This window comes from Streptomyces sp. MCA2 (genome assembly GCF_023544705.1).
GTDB classification, from domain to species: Bacteria; Actinomycetota; Actinomycetes; order Streptomycetales; family Streptomycetaceae; genus Streptomyces; species Streptomyces decoyicus.
Genome location: NZ_JAMJFM010000019.1, coordinates 23,476 through 49,773 on the forward strand (window position 1 = coordinate 23,476; position 26,298 = coordinate 49,773).

Sequence of the window (26,298 nt, forward strand, 5' to 3'; positions counted from 1 at the left end):
GGCCGGCTCGGACCGGCGCATCACCAGATCGACCGCCGGCAGACGGGCGGTCTCTTTGATTGCGGGCCCATAGGCCCGGGCCAAAGCTGCCGACGTCTGCCGTCCGGGCGGTCGGCGTCCGCGGTATCGACCGTGCCGGCCTGGTACGTATGGCGTCGTGGCCGGGGTGGTGGACTGCCGGCCTGGTCTCTTCCACCGTGCGTCGTACGGGGATTGGTGCCGTCCCCGGCGGCCGGCGGCTGCGGGTGGATGATCCGCAGACTGGCGTGGACCTGCCGTCCGGAGCTGTCCTGGTGGATGTGGAGCCGGGCCGCGAGGGTGCGCACGATGTGGAGGCCGCGGCCGTGCTCGTCCGGGTCGTCGCCCGAGGGGGACGGCATCGGCGGGCCCAGGCCTCCGTGGTCGGCCACCGTAATGTGCAGCATGTCCGGACCGAGGGTCAGACGGAGCGTCATGTCGCTGTGTCCGTGCTGCGCCGCGTTGGTCGTCAGTTCGCTCACGATGAGCACCGCGGTGTCCTGCTCGTCGTCGGGCAGGTGCCACCAGGCGAGCAGGGCGGCGGCGAAGCGTCGGGCACTTCTGACACAGGCATTCTGTGCGGGCAGGGCCAGCACGGCGTGCTGTGCGGACCGTGACGTGAGGGTGGACTGCGGCGTGCCGCGCGTCGAGATGCCTTGCGTGCCGGTGGCCCGGGGCTGGGGCACGGTGTCGGACATGATGTCACTTCCATGGTCAGGGGCTGCCGGGGCGCCGGAGCCGCTGGGCTGCGTGCCCGCGGGTGGCTGCGACTCGCAGTGCGCCGACGCGGGAGAGCGGGGCCCGGATTCGGAGCGGGGCCCGAAGGCATCCCGGGGACTGCCGCATGCCGTCGAGCTTGGTCGGTGGGCGGTGCGGTGGTCATGCGCGCACCACCCGGGGACCGGCAGCGGCCAGCTCATCGGCGAGGGCGGGGTCCAGCCCCGAGTCGCTGATGATCACGTCGACCTCGTCCAGATGGCCGAAATGGGCGAAGTGGTCGATGGAGAACTTTGTGTGGTCGGCGAGGACGGCGACGCGCCGGGCGCCGGCCATCATGCACTGCTTGACGGCTGCCTCGGTGGTGTCGGGGGTCGTCAGTCCCCGTACCACCGAAATGCCGTTCGTGCCCATGAAAGCGACGTCTACGTAGGTGACGGCGAGGGGGGCACGGGTCCACTCGCCGACCGTGGCCCGGGTACGGGTGCGCACGCGGCCCCCGATGAGGAAGAGGCTGAGGTGAGGGTGGGGGCCAATTGGACTGCGATGTCCAGGCCGTTGGTGATGACGGTCAGCTCGCGGTCGGTGGGGAGCAGACCGGCCAGGCATCCGGTGGTGGTGCCGGCATCGAGCAGGATGGCGCCGGCCTCGGGGACCTCGGCAAGCGCCGCTGTGGCGATGCGTTCCTTCTCCTCGGCCAGCATGGTCGCGCGATGGGCGAGTGCGGGCTCGAATCCGAAGCGCTCGACCGGGATGGCTCCGCCGTGTACCCGACGGAGCAGACCGTGACGCTCAAGCGTGGTCAGGTCGCGCCGGATGGTCTCCGCGGTGACGTCGAGCTCGGCCGCCAGCGTGGTGACCTCGACCCGGCCGTCGTGGCGGGCCTGCTCCACGATGCGTTGATGGCGCTCTTCCGCGTACATGTGGTTTCACCGCCGTTAGAGACTCATTAGCTCCGGTTTACGCCTCGATGTGAAGATAGGCAAGATATTCAGGCAATAAATTTCGCAAATTGTGTGATCTTTGGCGAAAGATACATTAACTAGGTCGTGCCTGCGTGCGGGAGCCACCAGATGGGAGGCCGTGGACCGGCTCCCGGCCGCAACCGGGCTCATCCGTGCATGTACGCCCTTGGCCCGCCTTCCGTACGGCGGTTCGACATCTGGTCGTCAGGGGGTTCAGCCGGCGGCGAGCCGGCTCCAGACAGGGCCGAGAGCGTCGATGGCCGCCAGATACACCTGGTACGTCTCGCCCAGTACCGCGACCCGGCCGGCCTCTGGTTCGTAGCAGCGGCCGCCCGTGGGGAGGGCACGGGCGTCATCGATTCCTGCGAGCAATCCGATCGCGGTGCCGGCGAGCAGAGCGGCACCGCGGGCCGCGCTCTCGTCGACATGGGGGACCTCGACCGGCCGGTTCAGCGCGTCGGAGAACATCTGGGCCCAGGTCTCACTGCGTGCCGCGCCGCCGGTCAGCCGTGTCACGCCGGTGAGGGGAAGCGCCGAGGACAGCGCATCGACGTGCCATCGGTGGTTGAGCACGACGCCCTCCAGAAGTGCCCTCAGCAAGTGGCCTCGGGTATGCCAGCCGCGCAGGCCCAGGAACGTCCCGGAGGCGGGCCAGCTGTGCGGAGAACCGTAGACGAACGGGTGGAACAGCACTTCCGAAGGTCCGGCAAGCTGGGCGCCGACCTCTCGGGTGATCACGTCATACACGCTCTCCCCGGACACCGTGGGCACGCCCACCACCCGCAGGAACCACTCCAGGCTGGCGACCGAGGCGGGCGAGGTGGACATGCTCATCCACTGGTGTGGACGGACGAAGTTGCGTACCTGCCAGCGAGGGTCGATCACCACGCGGTCGCTGACCACCTGATTGACGCTGAACGTCCCGGCGATCAAGCAGAGATCTCCGGGGGCGGTGCCGCCGATGCCGATCGCTGCGGCATCGACGTCGTGCGCACCCGTGACAACCGGCGTGCCGACGCTGAGCCCCGTCACCGCCGCCGCTTCAGCGGTGACGCGCCCGGCCACGGCGTCGCAGGGCAGGACAGGCGGCAGCTTCCCGGACAGTTCACCCAGTCCGTACAGCTCGAGCAGCTGCGGGGAGTAGGTGTGGGTGTGCACGTCGGTGAATGACGCACTCGCCTCGGTGGGATCGGTGGCGACCTCGCCGGTCAGCTTGAGGCGGAGCCAGTCCTTGCAGAACATCAGCCACCGGGACCGCTCCAGCGCTGCCGGTTCGTGGGTTTTCCACCAGGCCAGCACGGCCGCCGGCGACGCGGCGAACGGCACCTGACCGGACAACTCCAGCACCTGCGGCCAGACGGGTGTGTCTCGCCAGCGGTCGAGCATCGTGTGGGCGCGCGTGTCCATGGCGACGATGGCCGGCCGCACGGGTTCGTAGCGCTCATCGACCGCGTACAACCCGTCGTTGTGGCCCGAAAGGCCGACCGCCGCGACCTCCCGCCCTGTCGTCACCCCGCCCTCGGCCAGGCACATCCGGATGGCCTGCTGCGTGGCCAGCCACACCTCATGCATATCGCGTTCCACCCAGCACGGACGGGGGGTGTGCAGCGGGACCTTGATGCTGCCCTTCGCCACCTGCCGTCCGGCGGCGTCGAACAGCACCGCCTTGGTCACGGTCTGACCGGCGTCCACACCGAGCAACAGCTTCCGCACGTCCGATTACACCCATTCCAACTCGCGCGCGTTGACGGCTTCGAGGCATCGGCCGGTGCGCGCCAACTCGTCGACGGCCTGCGCGACCAGGTGTGCCGAGCGCAGGTTCGTGGTCACGGTGTCGCCCGCGTAGTGGGTGGTGAGCGTGACATTGTCCAGTGCACGCCAGGGGCTGTCGGCGGGCAGCGGTTCCTGGTCGTGCACGTCCAGGCCCGCTCCGGCGATGCTGCCCGTGGCCAGTGCCTCGTACAGGGCTTCGGTGTCGACCAGCCGGCTGCGGGCCGTGTTGAGGAAGAAGGCCGTACGTTTCATCAGCGCGAACTCCCGGCGTCCGATGAACCTTTCGGTCTCGGGAGTCAGCCGGGCGAGGACGTGCACGAAGTCGGACTCCAGGAAAACGGTGTCCAGATCGGCTCGCGACGCACCGTGCTCGGCGATCACTGCGTCGGGCAGGTACGGGTCGTGCACCAGGATGCGTGCGCCGAAACCCCGCAGACGACGGGCCAGTTCGCGCCCTACATGGCCCATGCCGACCAGTCCGATGGTGCTGCCGCCGATCTCGTGCCCCGGGCCGCCGAAGTCCTTGCGCCACCCACCGGCCTTGACCGACGCGTCCGCGCGGGCGATGTCGCGGGCTTCGGTGAGCATGAGTCCCAGCGCCAGTTCGGCGACGGCTGAGGCATTGCGGCCGAACACCGGCACCACGGCAATGCCCCGGTCGGTGGCGCAGGGGATGTCGACGTTCTCCAGCCCGGTACGCGCCACGCACACCGCACGCAGCTTCGGCGCGGCCTGAAGCACCGCCCGGGAGACCGGTGCGAAGTGCACGGCGAGCACTTCCGCGTCGTCGAGCACATCGATGATCTCGCCAGGTACCGGCACGGCGGCAGGCCCCTTGCGTTCCATGGTCTGCTGAGCCGAGTGCTGGTCGGCCTTGGTGCCGGACCAGTCGACGGTACGCACCGGGCCGAAGCGCGGGCCGCACACCTCGGTCAGTGCATCGACATAGAGGGCGGCGGGGACGAACTGGTCACCGACGACGAGTGTGTGCATGGGAACCTCCTGAAACTTCGGGCGGCGCCGGGGGCCGGGGGACATCCGGCGGGAGCGCGGTGTCGCCCGGACCGTGGGAGTGCGGCGGATCACGATGACGGCGGCCGGCCCGGCGGGGCGGGCCCTTCCGCGATGGTGCCGGGTGGCGCCCTCACTTGACGGCGCCCATGGACAGGCCCCGCACGAGTTGCCGCTGGGCGGCCCAGCCGGCGAGCAGGACCGGGAGGCAGGCCAGCGTGGCGGCGGCGGACAGCTTCGCCCAGTACAGGCCCTCGCTGGTGATGAAGCCGACGAGGAACACCGGGATGGTGGCGGCACGGAACGAGGTCAGGTTGAGCGCGAGGAAGAATTCGTTCCAGGAGAAGATCAGGCAGATCAGGGCGGTCGCGGTGATCCCCGGCAGGACCATGGGGAGCAGCACTGCGGTCAGTTCCTGGCGCGTGGTGGCACCGTCCACCCGGGCGGCTTCCAGCACCTCGCGGGGGACTTCGAGGAAGAAGGATCGCAGCATCCACACCGCGATGGGCAGGTTCATGGCCGCGTACAAGATGACCAGCGCGCCGATGCCGTCCAGCGCACCCAGGTCGCGCACGGCCAGGTAGAGGGGGATGATCGCGGCCACGACCGGGAGCATCTTGGTGGAGATGAAGAAGAACAGCGCGTTGCGCCACTTCTTCACGGGCCGGACGGACAGGGCGTAGGCCGCCGGGGCCGCCAGGATCAGCGCGAGAACCGTGGAAATGACCGAGGCCAGCGCGGAGTTGGCCAGGTACGTGCCGATGCCGCTGGAGAACACCGCGCGGAACTGGGCCAGTGTCGGGGAGAAGACGAGGTGCGGCGTGCGGGTGTAGGCGGCGGACTCGGGCTTGAACGCCGTGAGCACCATCCACAGCACCGGGAAAAAGAACACGATCGCGGCCAACCACGCGCCGGTGGCCCGGGCACTGCGCCCGAGCCGACGGCGGCGCGGGGGACGGTGTGCGGGAGGGGTCATCCGGCGCTCCTCTCCGTGCCGGCGAACACGGTGAACAGCAGGCGCAGGGCCACCGAGGCGACCACGATCGTGCCGGCGACGGTGACCACGCCCAACGCGGACGCCTGGCCCACGTCAAATCCGAGGAAGGCCCGCTGATAGACGTAGTAGGGCAGGTTGGTGGTGCGGGTGCCCGGCCCGCCCTGAGTCATCATGTAGATCACGTCGAAGGTGTTGACCAGATAGATCGCGCCCAGCAGCACGCCCAGTTCGATGTAGCGGCGCAGATGCGGCAGGGTGATCCACCGGAACGTCGTCCACGGGCCGGCGCCGTCCACCCGAGCGGCCTCCAGGACGTCGGCCGGCTGGCTCTGCAGCCCGGCCAGCACGATCAGCATCATGAACGGTGTCCACTGCCACACCAGTACGGCCACCACGGACGCCATCGGGAACCGGCTGACGAAGTCGGTGGCCGGCACGCCGAACCACGACAGCACATCGCCGACGATGCCGTAGACCGGATCGAGCATCGTGGTCTTCCACAGCAGTCCCGATACCGTCGGCATGATCAGAAACGGCGAGATCAGCAGGGTGCGCGCCACGCCACGGCCCGGGAACCGCCGGTCCAGCAGCCCGGCCAGGGGCACACCGAGCGTCATGGCGAGGGCCACCGCGAGCACGGTCATCTCGATCTCGGTGAACAGGGCGCTGCGGAAGGCGTTGTCGGTGAAGACGTTCGCATAGTTGGCCAGACCGACCCAGCGCTCCGACCCGGGCCGCACCAGGTTCCAGGACTGGAACGAGTAGAGCACCGTGAAGACGAACGGCACCTGCGTGACGACGACCATGTAGAGCAGCGCCGGCAGGAGCGGCCACCTGCGCCGCCACGTCGTGGGAGCCATCGGTCCGGCCGCCGCTGCGGAGCCTGCGGGCAGGGCGGCGTCACCCACCACGGTGTCCCTCCCGGTGACTCGGCTGCCGGTAGCCACGGCCGACGGTCTGCGCGTACTGCTGGGACTGGTCCAGCGCGGCCCGCACGGACTGCTGCCCGGCGATCGCGGCGTTGATCTGCTGGCTCACCCGGGTGCCCAAGTCCTGGAACTCGGGGATGTCCAGAAACTGCACGCCGGTGTACGGCACGGGCTGCACGGTCGGGTGCTCCGGGTCGGCCTGGCGGATCGCCGCCAGCGTCGGCCCGCTGAACGCCCGGGAGATCTTCCGGTACTGCGGAACGGCGTAGGTGGACTCGCGGCTGCCCGGCGGCAGCCTGGACCAGCCCAGCCGGTGCCCCACCAGCTTGATGTAGTCCCGCGAGGTGGCCCAGGCGATGAACCGCCAGGCCGCGTCCTTGTGCACGGTGGTGGTGGGGATCCCGAACGACCAGGAGTAGAGCCAGCCCGACGACGCCGTCGCCTCCACCGGAGCGGCCACATAGCCGACCTTGCCGGCCACTGTGCTGCTCGCCGGGTCCTCCAGCAGTCCGGCCGCCGAGGTCGCGTCGTACCACATGGCGGCGTTGCCCTGCGCGAAATGGGTGGCGCACTCGGTGAAGCCCGCGGTGGCCGCCGCGGGCTCGCCGTCCCGGCGCACCAGACCGACGTAGAAGCCGACGGCTCGTCGCACGGCCGGTGACGTGAGCTGGGCGTTCCACCGCATGTCGTACCAGCGGCCGCCGAAAGTGTTGATCACCGTGTCCAGCGGGGCGAGCACCTGGCCCCAGCCGGGGGCGCCGCGCAGGCAGATCCCCGCCCTGCCCTGCTGGGGGTCGTGGAGCCTGTCGGCGAAGTTCGCCACCTGCCGCCAGGTGGGGTGCGGCGGCATGGTCAGGTGGCGGGCGGCGAAGAGGTCCTTGCGGTACATCAGGAACGACGACTCGCCGTAGAACGGCACCGAGTAGAGGTGACCGCGGTAGGAGAGGGACCTGCGGATCGGGCTGAGGAAGTCGGCCGGGTCGTAGCCGGGGGTTCGGTCAGCCAGCGGCTGCAAGTCGGTCAGCCAGCCGTTGCGCGCCCACATGGGCGTCTCGTAATTGCTGATCATGACCACGTCGAACTCACGGCTACCGGTGGCAACCGACTCGGTGATCTTCTGCCGCGCCACGTTCTCCGGCAACGTCACGTAGTGCACGCGGATGCCCGGGTGAGATCGCTCGAAGTCCGGAGTGAGGGTCTCCACGTCCTGCATCTGCGGATTGGCGACGATGGCCACGGTGACGGTCGTCCCGCCGGGCGTACCACCGATCGCGCCGAACCCGGTGCAACCGGCCGCCAGGAGGCTCACCAGGAAGGGGGCGGCGGCCGCGATTGCCGTCAGCCACCGAGCTCGGATCGGCTGGGACATGGCGGTTCCTTCCCGGTGGTCCGCGCCGACGGGACCGGTGTCAGGGGCGCGGCAGCACACCGGGATTCGTGACTCCGGCCGTACGCGGGCGCGTAGTCCGCCGGCGGGCACGCGCACCCGCCGACCGAGCAGCGGCCGGTCCGAAGCCGTCGGGCAGGCTGATCGCGGCTCGTGGGTCCGCTCGTTGCGCGATCGTCGCATGACCCCGGTTACCGCAGAGAACGGACACGCGGCCGAGGACATCATGTCCGTCCCCTGCACCAGCCCCGCAGGCGCCGTACGGCGCTTCTTCGACCGCCGGTGGAAGGCGGCTGGTCGTTGGAGCCCGCGTCGGGCGGCCGAGGGCATGCGTCAGTCGCTGAGGCGTTCGCCGGTGGAGGTGGAGAAGACGTGGGTCTCGCCCGGGCGAGGGACGACGTGCAGGACGTCGCCCTTGCCCGGTATCCGGCGGCCGCCGACGCGGATCACGATGTCCGTGGAGGCGCCGCCGATGTCGGCGGTGCCGTAGACGTACCCGTCCGCGCCGAGCTCCTCCACCACGTTGACGGTGACCGCGACACCGGCCGGTGCGTTCTTGGCGAGCGGGCCGGCGTCGCCGCCCACGATGTCGAAGTGCTCGGGGCGGACCCCGACGGTCACCGTGGCCTCGCCGCTGCCGGCGGCGGCGAGGGCCTCGCGGTTGACCGGCACGACGCTGTTGCCGAACTTCACACCGCCGTCGGTGATCGCGACCTCGACCAGATTCATGGCCGGGGACCCGATGAACCCGGCCACGAAGAGATTGGCGGGCCGGTCGTACATGTGGCGCGGCGAGTCCACCTGCTGGAGCCGCCCGTCCTTGAGCACGGCGACCCGGTCACCCATCGTCATCGCCTCGACCTGGTCGTGCGTCACATACACCGTGGTCGTCCCGAGCCGCCGCTGAAGGCTCGCAATCTGCGTACGGGTCTGCACACGCAGCTTGGCATCGAGGTTCGAGAGCGGTTCGTCCATGAGGAAGACCCGGGGTTCGCGGACAATGGCGCGGCCCATGGCCACACGCTGGCGCTGGCCTCCGGAGAGCGCCTTCGGCTTGCGGTCCAGGTACTCGGTCAGGTCGAGGATCTTCGCGGCCTCCTCGACCCGCGTGCGGATGTCCGCCTTGTTCACCCCGGCGATCTTGAGCGCGAAGCCCATGTTGTCGCCCACGGTCATGTGCGGGTACAGCGCGTAGTTCTGGAACACCATGGCGATGTCCCGGTCCTTCGGGGGCAGATGGGTCACCTCGCGGTCCCCGATGCGGATCGCTCCGTCGTTGACGTCTTCGAGCCCGGCGAGCATCCGGAGGGAGGTGGACTTGCCGCAGCCGGACGGCCCGACGAGTACGAGGAATTCGCCGTCCGCGATGTCTATCTCCAGCGCGTCGACGGCCGCCCGGTCGGAGCCGGGATAGTTACGGGTCGCCTTGTCGAACGTGACAGTGGCCATGGTGGTGGGTCCCTTCACCGGCAGGAACGTGCCGGACGATCCGAGTAGAGGGTGTGCGGGCAGTGCGGGCGCATCCCGCGGTACGGCTCAGGGGGGCGCGAGCTGTCCTTGGGGCGGGAAGGCGCGCAGCTCCCGAAGCGTGGGGGGATCGGCGCCGGGGCGCGTACAGGTGAACGCGGCGACCCGGGCCGCCGCATCGAGCATCCGGCAGGCGTGCCCGCGGCCGAGGGCGCGCAGCGCGTCCCGGCGGTCGCCGCCGAGGAGCCCGGCCAGGTCGAGCCAGTGGAGCAGACCGGCGGTGAACGCGTCCCCCGCCCCGACGGTGTCGGTGACGGTGACCGGCGGGGCCGGACGGAACGTCGTGCCGGAACGCGTGACGGCGAGGCTCCCGCCGCCGCCGAGAGTGACCACCACCAGGGCCGGTCCGCTGCGCTGCCAGCGGCGGGCGAGATCCACGGGGCTTCGCGCGGGGTCGAGCCAGGCGAGATCCTCCTCACTGACCTTCACGACGTCGGCGAGCGCGATCTGCCGCTCGATGCGGTCCCGCGCCCGGTCCCGGGATCCCAGGAGGGCGGGGCGCACATTGGGGTCGAGGCTGAGCGTGACAGCGCCGGCGTCGCGTTCCCGGGCCAGAAGTTCCTCGACGGCTCCGGCTCCGGGGTCCAGACCTGTGGCGATCGAGCCGGTATGCAGACAACGGCTGCCGCCGGGGAGCGTCGGAGGGGCCGGGAGGTCCCAGCTGATCCCGAAGTCGTAGCGTGCGCCGCCGCTCCGGTCGAGGGTGGCGATCGCCGTGCTGGTGGCGTTTGCGGCGCCGGGCGTCAGGTGGAGCCGCACGCCGGCGGCGGTCAGATGCTCGCGGACGAGCCGCCCCAGGCGGTCCTGCCCGAGCTGGGTGATCAGCGTGACCGGGACTTCGAGCCGGGCCAGGGCGGTGGCGACATTGGCGGGGGAGCCGCCGGGGTGCTCAGTAGGGGCGGAAGGCGCTCCGGCGGCGTGCACCAGATCGACCAGGGCCTCGCCGACAACAGTGATCATCTGTTCTCCGGAACGGTGACCGACGATTCGGGTTCTCCGTCGGAGCCGGTGCGCTGACAGACCCCGATCGGTTGACGAGACGATAGATCCAGCCAACAATTCTCGCAAGATGTGTTAACAAGCCAGATCTCTTCTGGTAACAATGCTGTCGACGGCCCGGCGCGTTCCACCACCCCGGAGCGCACGGGTTCCCCACAGCCTCGTCCAGGCTCGAGTTTTCCCTTCGGCCGGCAATCGCTGCTCAGGACGTCCTGGATGAGCGAAGTCCAGTGGTGCCGTGCCTCCCCGACCTGGAAGGCACCACTGGACCCGCATTCACCGGCAGCGACGGGTACGGCGCCATCCGCACCGGCCCCGTGCCTGCTGACGCGCACCACACCCCGCTCGCACGGATCCGTGCGAGTCCACTGCGGTCCCAAGCCGCCCACGGCACACAGCGTTCCTGGCGCCTTCCCCGGGCGCCGGGACCGCCCCGGCTCCCACCGTGCAGGTCCCGCGGTACGCGCCGCCCAGTCCCACCTCTCAAGGAGGACCAGTGATCAGATTCAGATCAAAGCCGCTGTGCGCGGCTGCCATCTTCACCGGCATGGCGATGGTGGCAACCGGTTGTGCGGGTGCCGGCGGCACCGCGGCCGGCGGCAGTGGCCGTTCGATCAGCGTGTTGATGGTGAACAACCCGCAGATGGAGGACCTGCGGCACCTCACCGCGCAGAACTTCACCCGGCAGACCGGCATCCACGTCAATTTCACCGTTCTCCCGGAGAACGACCTGCGCGACAAGGCCAGCCAGGAGTTCTCCAACCAGGCCGGCCAGTACGACGTGGCAACGCTCACCAACTACGAGGTGCCCTTCTACGCCAAGAACGGCTGGCTCACCCCGCTCGACTCCCATGTGGCAAAGGACCGGGCGTTCGACCAGGGCGACATCCTCAAGCCCATGGCCGAGTCGCTCACCTCAGCCGACGGCAAGCTCTACGCCGAGCCCTTCTACGGCGAGTCGTCATTCCTCATGTACCGCAAGGACGTCTTCGCGGCCAAGCATCTGACCATGCCCGCCCACCCGACCTGGCAGCAGGTGGCCGACCTGGCCGCCAAGGCCGACGGCGCCAAGCCGGGGATGCGCGGCATCTGCCTGCGCGGGCAGCCGGGATGGGGCGAGCTGTTTGCTCCGCTGACCACGGTCGTCAACACCTTCGGCGGCACCTGGTTCACCAAGGACTGGCAGGCCCAGGTGGACTCGCAGCCATTCCGGAAGGCGACGCAGTTCTACGTCGACCTGGTGCGCAAGCACGGCGAGGCCGGCGCTTCACAGGCCGGATTCACCGAGTGCCTCAACAACATGAGCCAGGGCAAGACCGCCATGTGGTACGACGCCACCTCCGGCGCGGGCGCCCTGGAGGACCCCAAGCAGTCCAAGGTGGCCGGGAAGATCGGATACGTTGCCGCGCCGGTCGACAAGACCGATAGCTCGGGCTGGCTGGCCACCTGGGCATGGGGCATCGAGAAGGCGAGCAAGCACCAGGACGACGCCTGGAAGTTCATCTCCTGGGCGTCGAGCAAGGGCTACGAGAAGCTGGCCGGGGACAAGCTCGGCTGGTCCCGTATCCCCGCCGGCAAGCGCGCCTCGACGTACACGAACGCCGACTACCGCAAGTCCGCTTCCGCTTTCGCGGAACCGACGTTGAACGCCATCAGCACGGCCGACCCGCGCCACCCGGGTGTGCAGCCCCGGCCGACCGCCGGCATCCAATTCGTCGGCATCCCGGAGTTCACCAGCCTGGGCACCCAGGTCTCACAGGGCGTCAGCTCGGCCATAGCCGGTCATACGACGGTTCCGGCTGCGCTCGACAAGGGCCAGCAGCTCGCCGAACTGGTCGCCAGGAAACACCGCTGACCCGAGGGCGTCCGGCTCGGCCCGGGTCGGGCCGGACATCCCCCGGATCCCCTTCAGCTCCAGATGAGAGACAGACATGAGCCTGATGAACCGCGCCACCAGCACGACCGCGCGGGTGGCCGCAAGCAGCCGATCACCCGGCCCCGAACCGCGCACCCGACTGGCCAGAACGGGCGCCTGGGCGCGGCGTGCTCCGCTGCTCCCCGCGATGATCTTCCTGGTCGTCGTCACGCAGCTGCCCTTCGTCGTGACCCTGGTGATCTCCTCGTTCAGCTGGAACTCCCTCGATCCCACGTCCCGTCGCTTCACCGGGCTGTCCAACTACGCGCGCGTGTTCACCGACAGCGAGTTGCGCTCCGCAGTAGGCACGACCGTCGTCATGACCGTGTCCATCGTCGCCGTCTCCCTGGCGCTCGGCCTGGCCATCGCGCTGCTGCTCAACCGGGCATTCCTCGGCCGCGGCATCGTGCGGACCCTGTTCATCGCCCCCTTCCTGCTCGTGCCGGTGGCCGCGGCACTGCTCTGGAAAGACGCCCTCTACAACCCCAACTACGGCCTGCTCAACGGGCTTCTCACCTGGGCCGGCCAGCTCTTCGGCAGTCACCACCCGGTGCAGCCGGACTGGCTCTCCACCATGCCCAGGACCGCGGTGGAGGCCTCTCTGATCTGGCAGTGGACGCCGTTCATGATGCTGATCCTCCTGGCCGGCCTGCAGAGCCAGTCTGCCGACGCCATCGAGGCCGCCCGGGTCGACGGTGCGAACCCCTGGCAGATCTTCCGCTACCTCACCCTGCCCCACCTGCGCCGCTACCTGGAGCTGGGCACGCTGCTCGGGTCCATCTACATCGTGCAGAACTTCGACGCCGTCTTCACCCTCACCTCCGGCGGACTGGGCACCGCCAACCTGCCGTATTCGATCTACGAGACCTTCTACCAGGCGCACGAGTACGGCCAGGCATCGGCCAACGCCGTGGTCGTCCTCGTCGCCACGATCATCATTGCGACCTTCGCCCTGCGCGTGGTGTCGTCGCTGTTCCGCGAGGAGACCCAACGATGACCACCCAGCTCCACACCGGTACCAGCGCGCCGCCGCCCACCGGGAGCGCGCGCCACCGCCTGCCGACGCCCCCGCCGGCCCGACGGAAAAAGGGATGGAACAGAGTCTGGGGGCTGACCGCCTGGGTCACCGGCCTCTTCTTCTTCCTCCCGGTGGCGTGGATGGTGCTCACCTCCTTCCACTCCGAGACGGACGCCGCCACCAACCCCCCGTCCCTCGCGGCTCACCTGACGCTGTCCGGCTACCGGGAATTCTTCGGCAGCACCACCGGCCAGAGTCCGCTGCCCGCGCTGATCAATTCGGCGACGGCCAGCATCGGCTCCACCGTTCTCGTGCTCCTGCTGGCGGTACCGGCGGCCTACGCCCTGGCCATCAAGCCGGTACGCAAGTGGCAGGACGTGCTGTTCTTCTTCCTGTCCACCAAGATGCTGCCGACAGTGGCGGGCCTGCTGCCCATCTACCTGTTCGCCAAGAACACCGGACTGCTGGACAACATCTGGCTGCTCGTCATCCTCTACACGTCCATGAACCTGCCGATCGCCGTGTGGATGATGCGGTCGTTCCTCGCCGAGGTGCCGATCGCGATCCTGGAGGCCGCACAGATCGACGGCGCCAGTCTGCTCACCACCCTGCGCCGCATCGTGGCACCGATAGCAGCTCCGGGTATCGCCGCGACCGCGCTCATCTGCTTCATCTTCAGCTGGAACGAGATGCTGTTCGCCCGGGTCCTCACGGGCGTGGCGGCGGTCACCTCGCCCGTCTTCCTGACCGGCTTCGTCACCAGCGAAGGACTGTTCCTCGCCCAGGTCTGCGCCGCAGCCACGCTCATCTCCCTTCCCGTGCTCGCCGCCGGCTTCGCGGCCCAGGACAAGCTCGTCCAGGGGCTGTCCCTGGGTGCCGTCAAGTGAGCGGCCGAAACCCCGGCCCCGGGCCATCCGGCGCGCACGACCCGGCCCACACCTCCCAGCCCCGGCCCGCCCTGCCGGCCCCGCCCGAAGGACGACTGTGAACCCTCTGCCCTCACACATCCCAGCCACCATGCGTGCCGCCGTGCTCCGCGCACCCAAGGACCTCGTCATCGAGGAGCGGCCGGTACCGGTCCCGGGACCCGGCCAGGTACTCGTCCGCGTCGAAGCGGTCGGCATCTGCGGCTCCGACGTCCACTACTACCAGCACGGCCGGATAGGAGACTTCGTCGTCCGCGCCCCCATGGTGCTCGGCCACGAGCCCAGCGGGACAGTCGTCGCCCGCGGACCGGGCGCCGGCTTTCACCCCGTCGGCCGGCGCGTGTCCCTCGAACCGGGCATCCCGTGCGCACGCTGCGCCCAGTGCCGTAGGGGCCGCTACAACCTCTGCCCCGAGGTCTCCTTCTACGCCACCCCACCCGTCGACGGCGCACTGTGCGAATACGTCGCCGTGGACGAGGACTTCGCCCACGCCGTCCCCGACAGCCTGAGCACGGATTCCGCCGCTCTCCTGGAGCCCTTGTCCGTCGGCGTATCGGCCTGCCGCAAGGCCCGCGTCTCCCCGGGGGCACGGGTGCTGGTCACCGGCGCCGGACCCATCGGCCTGATTGCCGCGCAGACCGCCCGCGCCTTCGGCGCCGCCGAGGTCATGGTCACCGACATCGCCCCGCACCGCCTCGACCTGGCCCGCGAACTGGGCGCCACGCACACCGTGGACTCCCGCACCACCCGGATCGCGCAGACCGGATTCGAGCCCGACGTACTACTGGAGTGCTCCGGAGCCCCGGCAGCCGCGGACGAGGCGATACGCGCGGTGGGCCGCGACGGGCAGGTCGTCCTCATCGGCATGGGCGGCGACACGATCCCACTTCCTCTGGCACATGTGCAAAACTTCGAGATCGAGGTCACCGGCACCTTCCGCTACGCCAACACCTGGCCGACAGCGATTTCGCTGGCCGCCTCCGGCGAGGTCGAACTCGACAGGCTGGTGACCCACCACCACCGGCTGGAGGACACCGAACGAGCACTCACCGCGGGTGCCCTCGACCGGACCGCGATCAAGACCGTCGTGCGTCCGCAGGAGAACTGACCGCCCCGTCGGCAGGACTGGGAAGGGAGCCATACGTGCCCAACAAGGCACGGTCGTCGCAGGCCACCGTCGAACAGCGGCGCCAGAGCATCCTGCGCTACGTCGTCGAGCACGGCGAGACCCGCATCGACGAACTGGCGGACCGCTTCCAGGTGAGTCTGATGACGATGCACCGCGACCTCGACGACCTGGCCGGCCGCCATCTGCTCCGCAAGAAGCGCGGCCGGGCTGTCGCCTTTCCCGCTCTGACCATGGAGACCGCCACCCGCTTCCGCGAGGGCGAGAACCTTCCGGCCAAGAAAGCCATCTGCGCGACCGCGGCGGCGTGGATCCAGCCCGGCAACACGGTGGTGATGGACGACTCCACCACGCTGTACCCGCTGGCTGCTGCCCTCGCGGGCATGGAGCAGCTCACGGTGGTCACCAACTCGGTCGGTATCGCCCGACTCCTGGGTACCGCACCGGACATGACGGTCACGCTCCTGGGAGGCCAGTACCGCGGTGAGTTCAACTCGTGCACCGGACCCGAGGTGGCGCGCGCGCTGTCCCGGATCCAGGCGGACATCGCCCTGATGTCCGCCACCGCCATTCTCGAAGGGCGGCTCTTCCACCCCTTGCGCGAATATGCCGATGTCAAGGAGTCCATGATCGCCTGTTCCGACCGCGCCCTGCTGCTCGCCGACCACTCCAAATTCGGCAAGACCGCCACCCACGCGTTCGGAGCGATCAGCGACTACGAGACGGTCATCACGGACTCCGCCACTCCCGAAAGCGAGATCGCGGCCATCCGCAACCTCGGGGTACCCGTCGAGGTCAGTGACCCCATGGCGTGACCTTCTGGACGAGGGCGGGAAAGGGGGAGCTCGCGCAGCATGGCAGGGACCTCTGGGAGACCGGCTCCGCGCCCTGCTCGACTGCTGCGGTCCACGGGACACCTGCCGGGGGGAAGAGGCGGGGCTGTTCAGTGCGACTGAGGCGGAGGGCAGTGGCCACTGCCCTGCACGAAGGACCTGTTCGGTGACGCGGGGCAGGTCAGAGGGCTTAGCCGCACCCATCGGGCCGACCTTCCCCGGGTACTCCCCGACGCCACCCGGGCGCACGGACGTCGCTTCCTGACGCGGGCATCGTCATGGGCCGGCTACCTCCGAACCGCCCGTGTTGCCACCTCCCTCGCGGGTATCTCACCAGGCTGAAACGGCACCGGCGCGCTGATCGTGCGTAGGGGGCATCACATGGGCTCGAGGGGGTGCGGGAGCGGAATCGGCAGGCCGGGGTATGCCCAGAAGCCTGCCCCGCATCGTGGTTCACCCGCCGGCCCCGATGTCGGAGCCCGCTGTGCTGGGCCACAGCAACGCCGCCTCGCCGGCAATGGTCACCCACCAGAACAACGTGAACGATGCTGAGCTGCACCTGTGGCACCTCACCAGCGGAAGGCTTCAAACCCTGCCGCTGCTCTACCGCTGCAATGCCCTGACGCTCTCTTCCACCGGACAGTTGACCATCGGCGGGCCGGACGGTCTCCACGGGATACGCCTTGATCTCGATCGTCTCTGGGACTGATCACTCTCCACGTCGCAGGCCCACGAAGATCGGGGAGACACCCCCTCGGGCAGGGCGCACATGTGGCCGCGCCGAGTGCCGGAGACGATGCCCCATAGGGAGTACAGCCGCTCGCCCTTGACGAAGTCGGGGAATGTGCTGGTCTGTTCGGTCGGAACCCGCCACGCACACTGAACGGCGTCACGCGGGGGTCACGCAGGCTCAACGCCGCGGTCATGGGCGTGCTCCCACTCTGGATCCATCTATGGGCTCTAGAGAGAAGAGGAGGCGCAGTGATGACAGTCATCCGGAAGCGCTTTACCCATGTGGTCGGCGCGTCTTTCGCAGCGGCGGCGCTCGTCGGAGCGATGGGAGCGGTAGGGGCGACAGGCGCTGAACCAGCGGCTGCGAAGGCTCCCACCCAAGCGACACAAGCGGCGCCAGGAGCAGCAGACGTCCTGTGCGTCAGCAAGTTCACCGGCAAGGTGATCGATGTTGCTCCGGGCTCGTTCAGGGCGCTCTGCAAGCGGGGCGGCGGAGGCGGCGGAGGCGGGGGTGGCGGACGCACCACAACCGGCGCCACCACCGTAACCGGCGCCAGCACGACAACCGGCGCCGTAACCGGTGCCACGACCACCGGCGCCACCACGACGACCGGCGCCAGCACCACCACCGGCGCCAGCACGACGACCGGCGCCCAGACCACCACCGGCGCCACGACGACCGGTGCCCAGACCACCACCGGCGGTACGACGACCGGTGCCCAGACCACCACCGGCGCCACCACGGGCGCCACCACCACGACCGGCGCCACCGGCGCCACCACCAGCACCGGCGCCACCACGACCGGCGCCACCTCAACCAGCACGGGTGCCACCACCACCGGAGGCGGCACCACTGGTGCGACCGGCGCGACCGGTGCGACCGGCGCGACCGGTGCCACGGGTGGCACCACAGGAGCCGGCGGCTGAGCGCATGGCATCAGCACAGGCGGCCGAGCCGACAATGCCTGAGGCAGGGCACGTGCTCGGCAGAGCTCTCGGCTCACGCTGAGGGGCGGGCACCATCCCGCAGTCCCCCTGGCGGTTCGAGCCCACCACGGGCCGTTCCGCCAGGGGGCCGCGTGCGCCGGGCAGCACCTGCGTACGCGCCGGACATCAGCTGCGTAGGGGCGCACGGTGCGTCAGACGGGCACGCTCCGGCTGTCGTTCCGGTCGTCCGGACCCTTGCTCCGGGGCAGTCGTGAGGTGAGGCGGTCGCGCGCGGCCGCGATCCTCGACCCGCCCCAGCGCAGGAAGTTCGTCGGCAGAAAGACCATGTCGGAGGCGATCATCGCCAGCGAGAAGAACGGCAGGCCGCAGATCACCGCGATGGTCGCGTGTTCGGTCATCAAGATCGCAAGCATGACGTTCTTCACCCGTCGGTTGAGGAGGGTGAAGGGAAACGCGACCTGTGCGACCACGGTGCCGTAGGTGATCAGCGTGACGACGATGGAGCGGCTGTCGAGTACCTGGGACAGACCGGTCCACGGGCTGAAGTAGTCCAGATGGAGTGGGTAGTGCAGGGCGCTGCCGTCCTGCCAGCGGGCACCCTGGATCTTGTACCAGCCTGCGGTGGCATAGAGCAGGCACACCTGGGCGCCGATCACCAGCATCGCCGCGTTGTGGACGAGGTTGGCGACGACATCCAACAGCGCCCTCGCGTCCGGGGCACGACGGCGCCCCGCCCAGAACCACAGGGCCTGGATCAGCCACAGTCCCCAGAGGATCAGTACCCAGCCCGTGGGGATCTTGGCGAATCCCGTCATCTGTGCGAGGGCGAGGCCCGCGCCGGCGAGGGCCCACAGCGCCACGCTCATCCGGTCGCAGCCGTCCGGGTGCGGCATCCCCTTGCGCTCCCGCCGTCGGGCGTCCAGCGACCACACCTGCCCGCACCGCGTGAGCACCAGATAGCTCGCCATCAGGTGGATGAGGGTGTCGCCGCCGTCGCCCAGGAGGACGCTGCGGTTCATCAGAGACAGCACGCCGACCATGAACAGAATCGACATCGTGCGGGTGTGCCACCCCAGGAGCAGCAGCACACTCGCGACGATCACCCCGTGGTAGACCAGCTCGAACCACAGCCTGTTGTTCGACCACATCAGGACCGTGAACGCGTCGTTCGAGGCGATGAGGCGCTGGGCCAGGTCGAATCCCCACGGGTTGGTGGTGCCGTACAGCTCCAGCCGGTGCGGCCACTCGCGCAAGAGGTAGAGCGCGAAGGTCAGGGCGAAGCCGATCCGGATGACCGCGGCCTGGTAGGGCGCGAGGGCCGCACTCGTGATCTTGTTCAGGAGCCTGGCGATCGCCGCGTCGAGCCTGGTGCCCATGTCCTTGAAGGGGGAAGGCGTCCGGGCCGTGTCCTTCTCGACGCTCACGTGAACTCCTTCTTGGAGACCGGCCACCATGGGAGCATCTGGAAGGTCTTCTGGGTGCTCCCGCTGTCGCTGCTCCACTTGGGCGGGATGATCGGGGTGTTCGTCGCGTAGATCTGCACCTTGACCACCTGACCGCCGTCGATCCGCGGGCCGAGCCGCTGAGCCGCGATCCGGCGTACGTAGGCCTCGGCGAGTTCGCCGCGCAGGCCCATCGCCCGCCCCTTGGCATCGTGCGTCCTGTTGTAGAAGTCCCAGGCCTGACGCAGCAGGTTCTGGTGCGCGTGACTGGGCACGGGGTTGTGCCTGATCTCGCGGATGTCCTGGGCGGTCAGCGCCAGCCAGTTCGTCGTGCGCCGGGCGCCGTCGGGGAACGCGACCAGGGCGCGCGCGTACACGGCGATGTTGTCCTGGAGCGGGTTCGGCGCGAAGAGCTGCCAGTTCTGGTCGAACTCCGGATAGACGTAGCCCTTGACCGGCCGCTCGTACTTCTTGCTGATGGCGTTGGGCGGGGCGACGAACAGGAACAGCAGAACCAGGTGGAGCGTGACACCGATCGTCAGCAGCCCGATGGCCGCCATGATCACGATCCGCGACAGCAGCGGCCAGGACCCGTTCGGCGCCGGCGGCAGCCCGCGGGCGGCAGCGGACCGTCCTGGCTTCTTGCCTTCGCCGGCACCGTCCGTGCCGGTCTCGTCCGAGGACCCGCGTGGCTCCACCATGCTCCCCCGTTCACGGGTCCCGGAAATCGACGAATTCGCCGACGGATCACCTGGTCATTCAGGTCACCGCCGCTACCTCAGAATAAAGAGACCCATACCGATGCAAACGTGTTGTTGCGCCGAATGGCTGAGGGGGCGGTCCGGTGCGCCGGTGCGAGGGGGCTGTGTACCTCGAAGCCCGGCGGTTCCTCGGAGCCCGGCGCCGCCGCCGGGGCGCCGTCACCGGCCGGGGTGCGGCCGCAGCAGCCCGTCCATCAGGCGGCGCAGCCGCGGTGTGGGGCGCAGTCCGAGCTCGTCGCGGAGGCGGTGCTCGTAGCGTTCGAAGTCGTCCAGCGCCTCGGACAGGTTGCCTTCCGCCAGGTGGGCGCGGATCAGTGACGCCTGGCTGGTCTCCCGCAGCGGATTTGCCTGTACGGCCGCGTGGGCGGCCGCCACCGCCCCGGCGAACTGCTTCGTGTCGATGAATTCTCCCGCCAGCGACTCCAGCGCGTGGAGCCGCAGCTGCTGCCAGCGTTCCGCCTCCTGCAATGCCCAGTCGTCGTACCAGCCGGGCAGTACTTCGCCGGAGAGCTGGTCGACGGTCGCCGCACTGAGCTGGAGCTCTTCGGCGGGGACGCCGGGGTCGAGTATGCGCTGGGCCAGCGATCGCGCGTGGTGCAGATCGACGCTGACGTCCCGCGCGAGGCGCACGTCGGTGGGGCTGACCTCCAGGGCTCTCCTGCCGATGCTGCGCAGGCGCGACAACGCCGACCGCAGGTTCGTGTGCGCGCTCTGCTCACATGCCTCGGGCCAAAGACTTCCGGCGACCAGGGACCGAGGGGCAGCAGTACGGCCGTTGAGCGCGATGAACGCCAGGAGCCGCTTCGAGCCGACGGGTACCACCACCGGCACATCGCCGACCACGAGGTCGAAACCGCCGAGAAGGGCGATCTGCAAGGCCGGCCAGTGATTCACGTGCGGTCTGGACAACATGAGCTCATCTCGGCTCATAGCGGTTGATCGCGGAGAGGCCCGTCTGCTCGGCATACACCCCATCGGGGGCCCTGCCGTCGCCTGAGGTTCGCCATCATCTGTGCACCTCCCACAAATTCATGTTGCTCCGCCCGGGATGCGTTGTCGAATTGTTCTAGTTTGATGGGAGATGTCGCCTCTGGCGAGATGCCATCGAGGCGGCTGGGGCTTATCCTCCAGGCCGCTGTCCTGGGTACGGCCTGGTGGCAGGGGCGTCGTTCCGTCACCGAACGGGGGTTGCCGGTCACCGTCGACCAGTCGAGACCGCCCGGTCCGCTCCGCGCGGTCCTCTTCGCCCGGTCCTCGCCGGCCGGTGCGCCGCGCGAACGCCGTTGCGCCTCTCGGCTTCGACGACGTGCCGTCCCTCTCCGGGCGTGGTCATCTGGTCTTCCAGGACCCGTCCGGCCGTCAGGAGCGTTGGACGGGAAGGGCAGGTGATGACGATGGAGCTGTTCCCGCCGATCCCGTTCGCCGAATGGCGGGACACCAAAGAAACGCTCCACCGTTTTGCGCAGATCGTCGGGAAGATCCGGCTCGCCGCCAGTGTCCGGCGCAATCACTGGTGGAACGTCCCGTTCCATCTGACCGGACGCGGCATCACCACCCGTCCGATGGGGCAGTCCGACGGCAACCCGCTCTTCACGATGGACTTCGACTTCGTCGGCCACCGGATGGTCATCGCGACGGGGGACGGCCGGACGCTCTCCTTTCCGCTCGTCGGCCACTCCGTGGCGTCCTTCTACGAGGCGGTCATGGCGTCGCTGGCCGCGCTGGGCGTCCGCGTGGAGCTCGCCATTCCGCGGCCGTTCGATCTGCCCGACGCCGCCCGGCCGTTCGCCGAGGACACCGAGCACGCGGCCTACGACGCCGGGCACGCCCACCGCTACTGGCGGGTCCTCAGCCAGGTGGCGTCGGTGCTGGAGGACTTCGCCGCGGGCTACTCGGGGAAGGTCAGCCCGGTGCACCACTTCTGGCACACCTTCGACATCGCCCACACCCGGTTCTCCGACCGGCACATCGACCAGCCCGGTCAGGTCGACCCGGTGACCCGGGAGGCGTACTCCCGGGAGGTCATCAGCTTCGGTTTCTGGTTCGGCGACGACTCCTTCACCGCGCCCGCGTTCTACTCCTACACCGCTCCGGAGCCTGCGGGGCTGGCCGAGGAGCCGCTCGAACCCGCTGCGGCACAGTGGGCCGCCCGCGGGGACAGCCACTTGGCGGTGCTGCCGTACGACGAGGTCCGCACCGCGGCCGATCCCCGTGCCGCCGTGCTCGGCTTCTACGAAAGCGCGTATCAGGCCGGCGCCCGGCGTGCCGGATGGGACATCGAACGGCTCGCCTGCCCCGGCGGGGTGACGGACCCGTACCTGCGGTCCCGTCTGTGACGACCCGCCGTGCGGGCTGCCCTCAGATGACCGGCGGGCGGCCCAGCCGCGTCATCCGCCACACCGTGCGCCAGCGCATCGGCCGCCGCCGTCCGCACGGGGTGCGTACTCCTTCGGCGAAGCCGGCGGCCCAGGCGCGCATGCCCGCCGCCGAGCGGCTGCGGACGGCCGTCAGGACGGCCCATACGCCGAGGTAGAGCGGCACCAGGAGCGCGGGGAGGTGCCGCTTGGCCAGCCATACGCGGTTCCTGGCGACCATGCGGTGGAAGACGGCGTGCCGGGTGGGCGAGGTGTACGGGTGCTGGAGCACCACCTCGGGCGCGTAGCGGATGTGCCAGCCGTCGTCCAAGGCGCGCCAGGCCAGATCGGTTTCCTCGTGGGCGTAGAAGAACTCGTCGGGCCAGCCGCCGATCCGGTCCAGCATCGGGACGGACAGGGAGTGTCCGCCGCCGAGGAACGTGGTGACCAGGCCGCCGCGCGCGGGGTCGCCGACCCGCAGGCGGGGGACGTGCCGGCGCTGGGTGCGGCCCAGCTCGTCGGCGATGCGGAAGCTCACGATCCCCAACTCCGGGTCGTTCGCGTGCAGTTCCGCCAGCCGGCTGAACACGTCCGGGCTGATCAGCAGGCCGTCGTCGTCCAGATCGACCACCAGATCGATGTCCCCGAGCTTGCGCAGCTCGTCCAGGGCGACGTTCCGGCCGCCGGCGACGCCCAGGTTGTCGCTCAGCTCGACGCCCGTCGCGCCGTGCGGCAAAGGGGGGAGCGGCGAGCCGTTTCCGATGACCACGACGTGGGCCGGCGGGAGGTCCTGCTTGGCGACCGAGTCCAGCAGCGCCTGGAGTTCGGCGGGACGGTTCCCCATGGTCAAGATGGCGACGCCTACGCGCAGATGACGCACAGAAGAAAGCTCCGTTCTTGGCGGTCCTTTCGCGATGCTAGCCGCCGGGGGAGGCGACTGCGTGCCACGGCACCTCCTCGGCGACATCCCGGCCGGGGCGGCCCCGGGAGTCGTTCATGGCGCGCCGGACGCATCCCGCGGGCCGGTGGAATCCAGTGTGTCCCCGGGCGGGACGCGGTGGCCGGGTGCTCCCGTGCGGCGCACCATGGAAGGACCAGGGGGTATGCACGGACGGCCCAGGGGGGTGGATGGAGGAAGCCCTCATGATGGAAGTCAAGACGGTCGACAAGCCGGATGAACGGCGCGACTTTCCCCTGGGCCACCTCGAAGCCCTGCACCTCACCGGGCTGGACTTCGCCGTGGCCACCTTCGAGCCCGGCTGGCACTGGACGGAGTCGGTGGGGCCGATCGCCGGGACCACGAGCTGCGAGGTCCACCACAACTGCTTCATGGTCCAGGGTCGGATGCGGCTCAGGATGAACGACGGCGCGGAGTCCGAGGTGGGCCCCGGCGATGTCTTCGTCTGTCCGCCCGGGCACGATGCCTGGGTCGTGGGGGACGAGCAGGTCATCCTGTACGACTTCGCGGGCGGTATGGCGACCGACTACGCCAAGGCGAAGAGCTAGGGCCTGTCGTTTGGATCAGGCCCTGGATGGTGGCATTTACGCGCTCCGGGGAGACCGCATCGCGAAGCTCCCCGAAGCGCCCGGGGGCGGCGTGTGTCCAGGGGGTACGGGGGTGTCCTCGTCGTGGTGGGGGAGCCCGGCGGGCGGCGTGGGGATTCCCACCCGAATCGCTATGTCTAGGAACGCGATCGGTGGGCAGGGGTGCGGGACGGTCCGGCCTGCGGAATACGTCATGGGCGATGCCCGTTACCGCAGCCGGAGACCGACTGGCAATCGTCGACAGACCGGAAGCAGGGAAACACGCATGAGCACCATCGAGCTCACCAAGGAAAACTTCGACGAAATCGTCTCCGGCAACGATTTCGTTCTCATCGACTTCTGGGCCGAGTGGTGCGGTCCGTGCAAGCAGTTCGGCCCGGTCTTCGAGCGGTCTTCCGAGACGCACGAGGACCTGGTCTTCGCCAAGGTCGACACGGAGGCGCAGCCCGAGCTGGCGCAGGCCCTCCAGATCCAGTCCATCCCGACCGTGATGATCGTCCGCGAGAACATCGCGGTCTTCGCACAGCCGGGCGCGCTGCCCGAGGAGGCCCTGGAGGACGTCATCGGCCAGGCCCGCGCGCTGGACATGGACGAGGTCCGCGCCTCGGTCACCGAGGCCGCGCAGGGCGAGCCGGCGGAGGCCGAGCAGGGGCAGCAGGCGCAGGGCTCGTGAGCGACCTCCTTCTGGTCCGGCACGGCGAGACCGAGTGGAGTCGGGACGGCAGGCACACCAGCTGGACCGACCTGCCGCTGACCGCCAAGGGTGAGGAGCAGGCCCGCGCACTGCGGCCGCTGCTGTCGGACCGGAAGATCGGGCAGGTGTACGCCAGCCCGATGGAGCGGGCGCTGCGCACCGCCGAGCTGGCGGGCCTCGTCGGCCCGCAGATCGACCCCGACCTGCGCGAATGGGACTACGGCGGTTACGAGGGCGTCGCCACCGCCGAGATCCACCGCAGCAGGCCAGGCTGGTATCTGTTCTCCGACGGCGTCACCGAGGGGCCCGAGGGGCATCCCGGGGAGTCACCCGAGCAGGTCGGGGCGCGCGCCGACCGGGTGCTGGCACGGATCGCGTCCCAGCTCGCCGTCGACGAGGGCGATGTGGCGCTGGTGGCGCATGCGCACTTCCTGCGGGTGCTGGCCGCCCGGCGGCTCGGGCTGCCGGCCTCGGCCGGCGGGCTGTTCACGTTCGAGACCGGCGCGGTCGGCGTCCTGGGGACCGAGCACGACCGCCCCGCGGTGGTCGCCTGGAACGCCCGGAGCCTGTAGCGCCCGAGCCCGTCACGCGCAGAGCCCGTGGCGCGCTCGGCACGCTGCGGTACGAGGCCGGCCGGGGCCGTTACGGAGCCATCGGATCGAGGTGCAGGGGCTGCACCTTGCCCTCGATCATGGCCCCGAGCCCCATGACGGCACAGGTGTCGGGGCGGTCCGCGGTGTGCACCGGCATGGTCGTGGCCTGATGGATCATCGGCTCCAGTCCGGGGATCAGCGCGCTGCCGCCCGCGAGCACGATGCCACGCTCCCCGAGGTCGGCGACCAGATCCGGCGGGCAGCGCCGCAGCACGGCCCCGATGGCGTCGAGGATCGCGGTCAGCGGGGTGGTGATGGCGTCCCGTACCCGCTCGGTGTCGACGTGGACGGAGCGCGCCATCCCGCTGACCACGTCCCGGCCGTGCACCTCGGTGGAGCCGGGGGAGAGGCCGTCGCCACCGGAGAGGATCAACTGGAGCGGCCGTACCGCCGGGCCCGCCAGCATCAGCTCGTGATGCAGCCGCAGATGCTGGACCACCGCGTGGTCGATGGCGTTGCCGCCCACCGGCACGGTCTCCGCGGCCACGATCGAGCCGAGGGAGAGCACCGCGACCTGCGTGGTTCCCGCGCCGCACACCACGATCATGGTGGCCTCGGGCTGCTCCACCGGCAGCCCGGAGCCCACCGCGGCGGCGACCAGCGTGTCGACCAGCTCCACCCGCCGGGCCCCCAGCCCCGTGAGCGTCTCCACGGCCGCCCGCTGCGCCAGCGGCTCGCTGCCGTACGGGAGGCAGACCGCGGCCCGCATCGTCGGCCGGCGCCGCCAGGTCTTGCGCAGCCTCTCGCCGACCAGGGTGCGCAGCAGCCGCTGGGCCATGTCGATGTCGACGACGGTGCCGCCGGAGACCGGGCGCACCACGCGGATGTAGTCGGGTGTGCGGCCGTCCATCACCTCGGCCTGGGCGCCGACGGCCAGCAGCGCCCCGGTGCGGGTGTTGATGGCGGCGACGGTCGGTTCATCGACGACCAGCCCCTGGTTCTTCACGTACACCCTGGTCCGGGCCGCTCCGATGTCGACGGCGGCCGAGCACCGCCGCAATTGGGCGAGGCTGATGGTCATGGGTGAT

General features: G+C 69.7%; 25 protein-coding genes and 1 pseudogene. 11 read left to right on the forward strand and 15 right to left on the reverse strand.

Features of this window, described 5'->3' with window-relative positions; genetic code table 11:
• Positions 1-20 precede the first annotated feature (20 nt).
• The 10 genes and pseudogenes from M8I34_RS17800 to M8I34_RS41925 all read right to left on the reverse strand — a co-directional run bounded on the left by M8I34_RS17800 (position 21) and on the right by M8I34_RS41925 (position 10,959).
• Complete coding sequence (locus M8I34_RS17800) at positions 21-716, reverse strand: ATP-binding protein (protein WP_250050416.1); 696 nt, start codon at positions 714-716, stop codon at positions 21-23.
• A gap of 181 nt (positions 717-897) precedes the next feature.
• A pseudogene (locus M8I34_RS17805) lies at positions 898-1,658 on the reverse strand (DeoR/GlpR family DNA-binding transcription regulator).
• Between the two features lie 255 nt (positions 1,659-1,913).
• Positions 1,914-3,413 carry an FGGY-family carbohydrate kinase gene (locus M8I34_RS17810; RefSeq protein WP_250050417.1) on the reverse strand — a complete coding sequence of 500 codons (1,500 nt, stop codon included), beginning with the start codon at positions 3,411-3,413 and terminating at the stop codon, positions 1,914-1,916.
• 6 nt (positions 3,414-3,419) lie between these two features.
• On the reverse strand, positions 3,420-4,466 hold the full coding sequence (locus tag M8I34_RS17815) for a 2-hydroxyacid dehydrogenase (protein WP_250050418.1): 1,047 nt from the start codon (positions 4,464-4,466) through the stop codon (positions 3,420-3,422).
• A 151-nt stretch (positions 4,467-4,617) separates the two neighbouring features.
• Complete coding sequence (locus M8I34_RS17820; RefSeq protein WP_250050419.1) at positions 4,618-5,460, reverse strand: carbohydrate ABC transporter permease; 843 nt, start codon at positions 5,458-5,460, stop codon at positions 4,618-4,620.
• Complete coding sequence (locus tag M8I34_RS17825) at positions 5,457-6,392, reverse strand: carbohydrate ABC transporter permease (protein WP_250050420.1); 936 nt, start codon at positions 6,390-6,392, stop codon at positions 5,457-5,459. The genes M8I34_RS17820 and M8I34_RS17825 overlap by 4 nt, the downstream gene beginning before the upstream one ends.
• Positions 6,382-7,779, reverse strand: coding sequence for a sugar ABC transporter substrate-binding protein (locus tag M8I34_RS17830; RefSeq protein WP_250050421.1), 1,398 nt, complete (start codon positions 7,777-7,779; stop codon positions 6,382-6,384). The genes M8I34_RS17825 and M8I34_RS17830 overlap by 11 nt, the downstream gene beginning before the upstream one ends.
• A gap of 351 nt (positions 7,780-8,130) precedes the next feature.
• The gene (locus M8I34_RS17835; protein WP_250050422.1) at positions 8,131-9,246 is read right to left on the reverse strand and encodes an ABC transporter ATP-binding protein; all 1,116 of its coding nucleotides are present in this window, start codon (positions 9,244-9,246) and stop codon (positions 8,131-8,133) included.
• Positions 9,247-9,333: 87 nt separating this feature from the next.
• On the reverse strand, positions 9,334-10,284 hold the full coding sequence (locus M8I34_RS17840; RefSeq protein WP_250050423.1) for a carbohydrate kinase: 951 nt from the start codon (positions 10,282-10,284) through the stop codon (positions 9,334-9,336).
• 522 nt (positions 10,285-10,806) lie between these two features.
• The gene (locus M8I34_RS41925) at positions 10,807-10,959 is read right to left on the reverse strand and encodes a hypothetical protein (protein ID WP_374210930.1); all 153 of its coding nucleotides are present in this window, start codon (positions 10,957-10,959) and stop codon (positions 10,807-10,809) included.
• On the opposite strand from M8I34_RS41925, the gene M8I34_RS17845 reads away from it, so the two are divergent.
• From M8I34_RS17845 to M8I34_RS17875, 7 genes are all read left to right on the forward strand, one after another.
• Entirely contained in the window at positions 10,949-12,178 is a 1,230-nt protein-coding gene (locus tag M8I34_RS17845; protein WP_374210931.1) for a sugar ABC transporter substrate-binding protein, read from the forward strand. The two genes, M8I34_RS41925 and M8I34_RS17845, sit on opposite strands and share 11 nt — an antisense overlap.
• A gap of 85 nt (positions 12,179-12,263) precedes the next feature.
• Positions 12,264-13,235 carry a carbohydrate ABC transporter permease gene (locus tag M8I34_RS17850; RefSeq protein ID WP_374210932.1) on the forward strand — a complete coding sequence of 324 codons (972 nt, stop codon included), beginning with the start codon at positions 12,264-12,266 and terminating at the stop codon, positions 13,233-13,235.
• Complete coding sequence (locus M8I34_RS17855; protein ID WP_250050425.1) at positions 13,232-14,143, forward strand: carbohydrate ABC transporter permease; 912 nt, start codon at positions 13,232-13,234, stop codon at positions 14,141-14,143. Before M8I34_RS17850 ends, M8I34_RS17855 begins: the two co-directional genes overlap by 4 nt.
• Before the next feature lie 130 nt (positions 14,144-14,273).
• Positions 14,274-15,290: an NAD(P)-dependent alcohol dehydrogenase gene (locus M8I34_RS17860; RefSeq protein ID WP_250050426.1), complete on the forward strand. Its 1,017-nt coding sequence runs from the start codon at positions 14,274-14,276 to the stop codon at positions 15,288-15,290.
• Positions 15,291-15,325: 35 nt separating this feature from the next.
• Entirely contained in the window at positions 15,326-16,123 is a 798-nt protein-coding gene (locus M8I34_RS17865; RefSeq protein WP_250050427.1) for a DeoR/GlpR family DNA-binding transcription regulator, read from the forward strand.
• Between the two features lie 502 nt (positions 16,124-16,625).
• On the forward strand, positions 16,626-16,850 hold the full coding sequence (locus M8I34_RS17870) for a hypothetical protein (protein ID WP_250050428.1): 225 nt from the start codon (positions 16,626-16,628) through the stop codon (positions 16,848-16,850).
• A 464-nt stretch (positions 16,851-17,314) separates the two neighbouring features.
• Positions 17,315-17,800, forward strand: coding sequence for a hypothetical protein (locus tag M8I34_RS17875; RefSeq protein WP_250050429.1), 486 nt, complete (start codon positions 17,315-17,317; stop codon positions 17,798-17,800).
• Between the two features lie 212 nt (positions 17,801-18,012).
• On the opposite strand, the gene M8I34_RS17880 is transcribed toward M8I34_RS17875, so the two are convergent.
• The 3 genes from M8I34_RS17880 to M8I34_RS17890 form a co-directional block, all read right to left on the reverse strand.
• A complete protein-coding gene (locus tag M8I34_RS17880) occupies positions 18,013-19,245 on the reverse strand; it encodes an HTTM domain-containing protein (RefSeq protein ID WP_250050430.1) in 1,233 nt (410 codons plus the stop codon).
• On the reverse strand, positions 19,242-19,964 hold the full coding sequence (locus M8I34_RS17885; RefSeq protein WP_250050431.1) for a DUF5819 family protein: 723 nt from the start codon (positions 19,962-19,964) through the stop codon (positions 19,242-19,244). The genes M8I34_RS17880 and M8I34_RS17885 overlap by 4 nt, the downstream gene beginning before the upstream one ends.
• A gap of 219 nt (positions 19,965-20,183) precedes the next feature.
• Entirely contained in the window at positions 20,184-20,918 is a 735-nt protein-coding gene (locus tag M8I34_RS17890) for a BTAD domain-containing putative transcriptional regulator (RefSeq protein ID WP_250050432.1), read from the reverse strand.
• Between the two features lie 500 nt (positions 20,919-21,418).
• Here M8I34_RS17890 and M8I34_RS17895 point away from each other — a divergent pair, with 500 nt between their 5' ends.
• Complete coding sequence (locus tag M8I34_RS17895) at positions 21,419-22,360, forward strand: DUF5996 family protein (protein WP_250050505.1); 942 nt, start codon at positions 21,419-21,421, stop codon at positions 22,358-22,360.
• Positions 22,361-22,382: 22 nt separating this feature from the next.
• On the opposite strand, the gene M8I34_RS17900 is transcribed toward M8I34_RS17895, so the two are convergent.
• Complete coding sequence (locus M8I34_RS17900) at positions 22,383-23,258, reverse strand: glycosyltransferase family 2 protein (protein ID WP_250050433.1); 876 nt, start codon at positions 23,256-23,258, stop codon at positions 22,383-22,385.
• Between the two features lie 263 nt (positions 23,259-23,521).
• On the opposite strand from M8I34_RS17900, the gene M8I34_RS17905 reads away from it, so the two are divergent.
• The 3 genes from M8I34_RS17905 to M8I34_RS17915 all read left to right on the forward strand — a co-directional run bounded on the left by M8I34_RS17905 (position 23,522) and on the right by M8I34_RS17915 (position 25,189).
• Positions 23,522-23,884 (forward strand): cupin domain-containing protein, encoded by a 363-nt coding sequence (locus M8I34_RS17905; RefSeq protein ID WP_030984658.1) that lies wholly within the window; start codon positions 23,522-23,524, stop codon positions 23,882-23,884.
• 304 nt (positions 23,885-24,188) lie between these two features.
• Positions 24,189-24,596 carry a thioredoxin gene (gene trxA / locus M8I34_RS17910; RefSeq protein ID WP_250050434.1) on the forward strand — a complete coding sequence of 136 codons (408 nt, stop codon included), beginning with the start codon at positions 24,189-24,191 and terminating at the stop codon, positions 24,594-24,596.
• Entirely contained in the window at positions 24,593-25,189 is a 597-nt protein-coding gene (locus tag M8I34_RS17915; RefSeq protein ID WP_250050435.1) for a histidine phosphatase family protein, read from the forward strand. Before trxA ends, M8I34_RS17915 begins: the two co-directional genes overlap by 4 nt.
• Before the next feature lie 70 nt (positions 25,190-25,259).
• On the opposite strand, the gene M8I34_RS17920 is transcribed toward M8I34_RS17915, so the two are convergent.
• Positions 25,260-26,291, reverse strand: coding sequence for a rod shape-determining protein (locus tag M8I34_RS17920; RefSeq protein ID WP_250050436.1), 1,032 nt, complete (start codon positions 26,289-26,291; stop codon positions 25,260-25,262).
• Positions 26,292-26,298: the final 7 nt, after the last annotated feature.

Bases quoted from the DNA above. Each gene is read 5' to 3' on its own strand.
- M8I34_RS17800 (WP_250050416.1), bottom strand. From the start codon at position 716: ATGTCCGACACCGTGCCCCAGCCCCGGGCCACCGGCACGCAAGGCATC.
- M8I34_RS17815 (WP_250050418.1), bottom strand. From the start codon at position 4,466: ATGCACACACTCGTCGTCGGTGACCAGTTCGTCCCCGCCGCCCTCTAT.
- M8I34_RS17820 (WP_250050419.1), bottom strand. From the start codon at position 5,460: ATGACCCCTCCCGCACACCGTCCCCCGCGCCGCCGTCGGCTCGGGCGC.
- M8I34_RS17830 (WP_250050421.1), bottom strand. From the start codon at position 7,779: ATGTCCCAGCCGATCCGAGCTCGGTGGCTGACGGCAATCGCGGCCGCC.
- M8I34_RS17835 (WP_250050422.1), bottom strand. From the start codon at position 9,246: ATGGCCACTGTCACGTTCGACAAGGCGACCCGTAACTATCCCGGCTCC.
- M8I34_RS17840 (WP_250050423.1), bottom strand. From the start codon at position 10,284: ATGATCACTGTTGTCGGCGAGGCCCTGGTCGATCTGGTGCACGCCGCC.
- M8I34_RS17845 (WP_374210931.1), top strand. From the start codon at position 10,949: ATGGTGAACAACCCGCAGATGGAGGACCTGCGGCACCTCACCGCGCAG.
- M8I34_RS17850 (WP_374210932.1), top strand. From the start codon at position 12,264: ATGAACCGCGCCACCAGCACGACCGCGCGGGTGGCCGCAAGCAGCCGA.
- M8I34_RS17855 (WP_250050425.1), top strand. From the start codon at position 13,232: ATGACCACCCAGCTCCACACCGGTACCAGCGCGCCGCCGCCCACCGGG.
- M8I34_RS17860 (WP_250050426.1), top strand. From the start codon at position 14,274: ATGCGTGCCGCCGTGCTCCGCGCACCCAAGGACCTCGTCATCGAGGAG.
- M8I34_RS17885 (WP_250050431.1), bottom strand. From the start codon at position 19,964: ATGGTGGAGCCACGCGGGTCCTCGGACGAGACCGGCACGGACGGTGCC.
- M8I34_RS17895 (WP_250050505.1), top strand. From the start codon at position 21,419: ATGGAGCTGTTCCCGCCGATCCCGTTCGCCGAATGGCGGGACACCAAA.
- M8I34_RS17905 (WP_030984658.1), top strand. From the start codon at position 23,522: ATGATGGAAGTCAAGACGGTCGACAAGCCGGATGAACGGCGCGACTTT.
- trxA (WP_250050434.1), top strand. From the start codon at position 24,189: ATGAGCACCATCGAGCTCACCAAGGAAAACTTCGACGAAATCGTCTCC.
- M8I34_RS17920 (WP_250050436.1), bottom strand. From the start codon at position 26,291: ATGACCATCAGCCTCGCCCAATTGCGGCGGTGCTCGGCCGCCGTCGAC.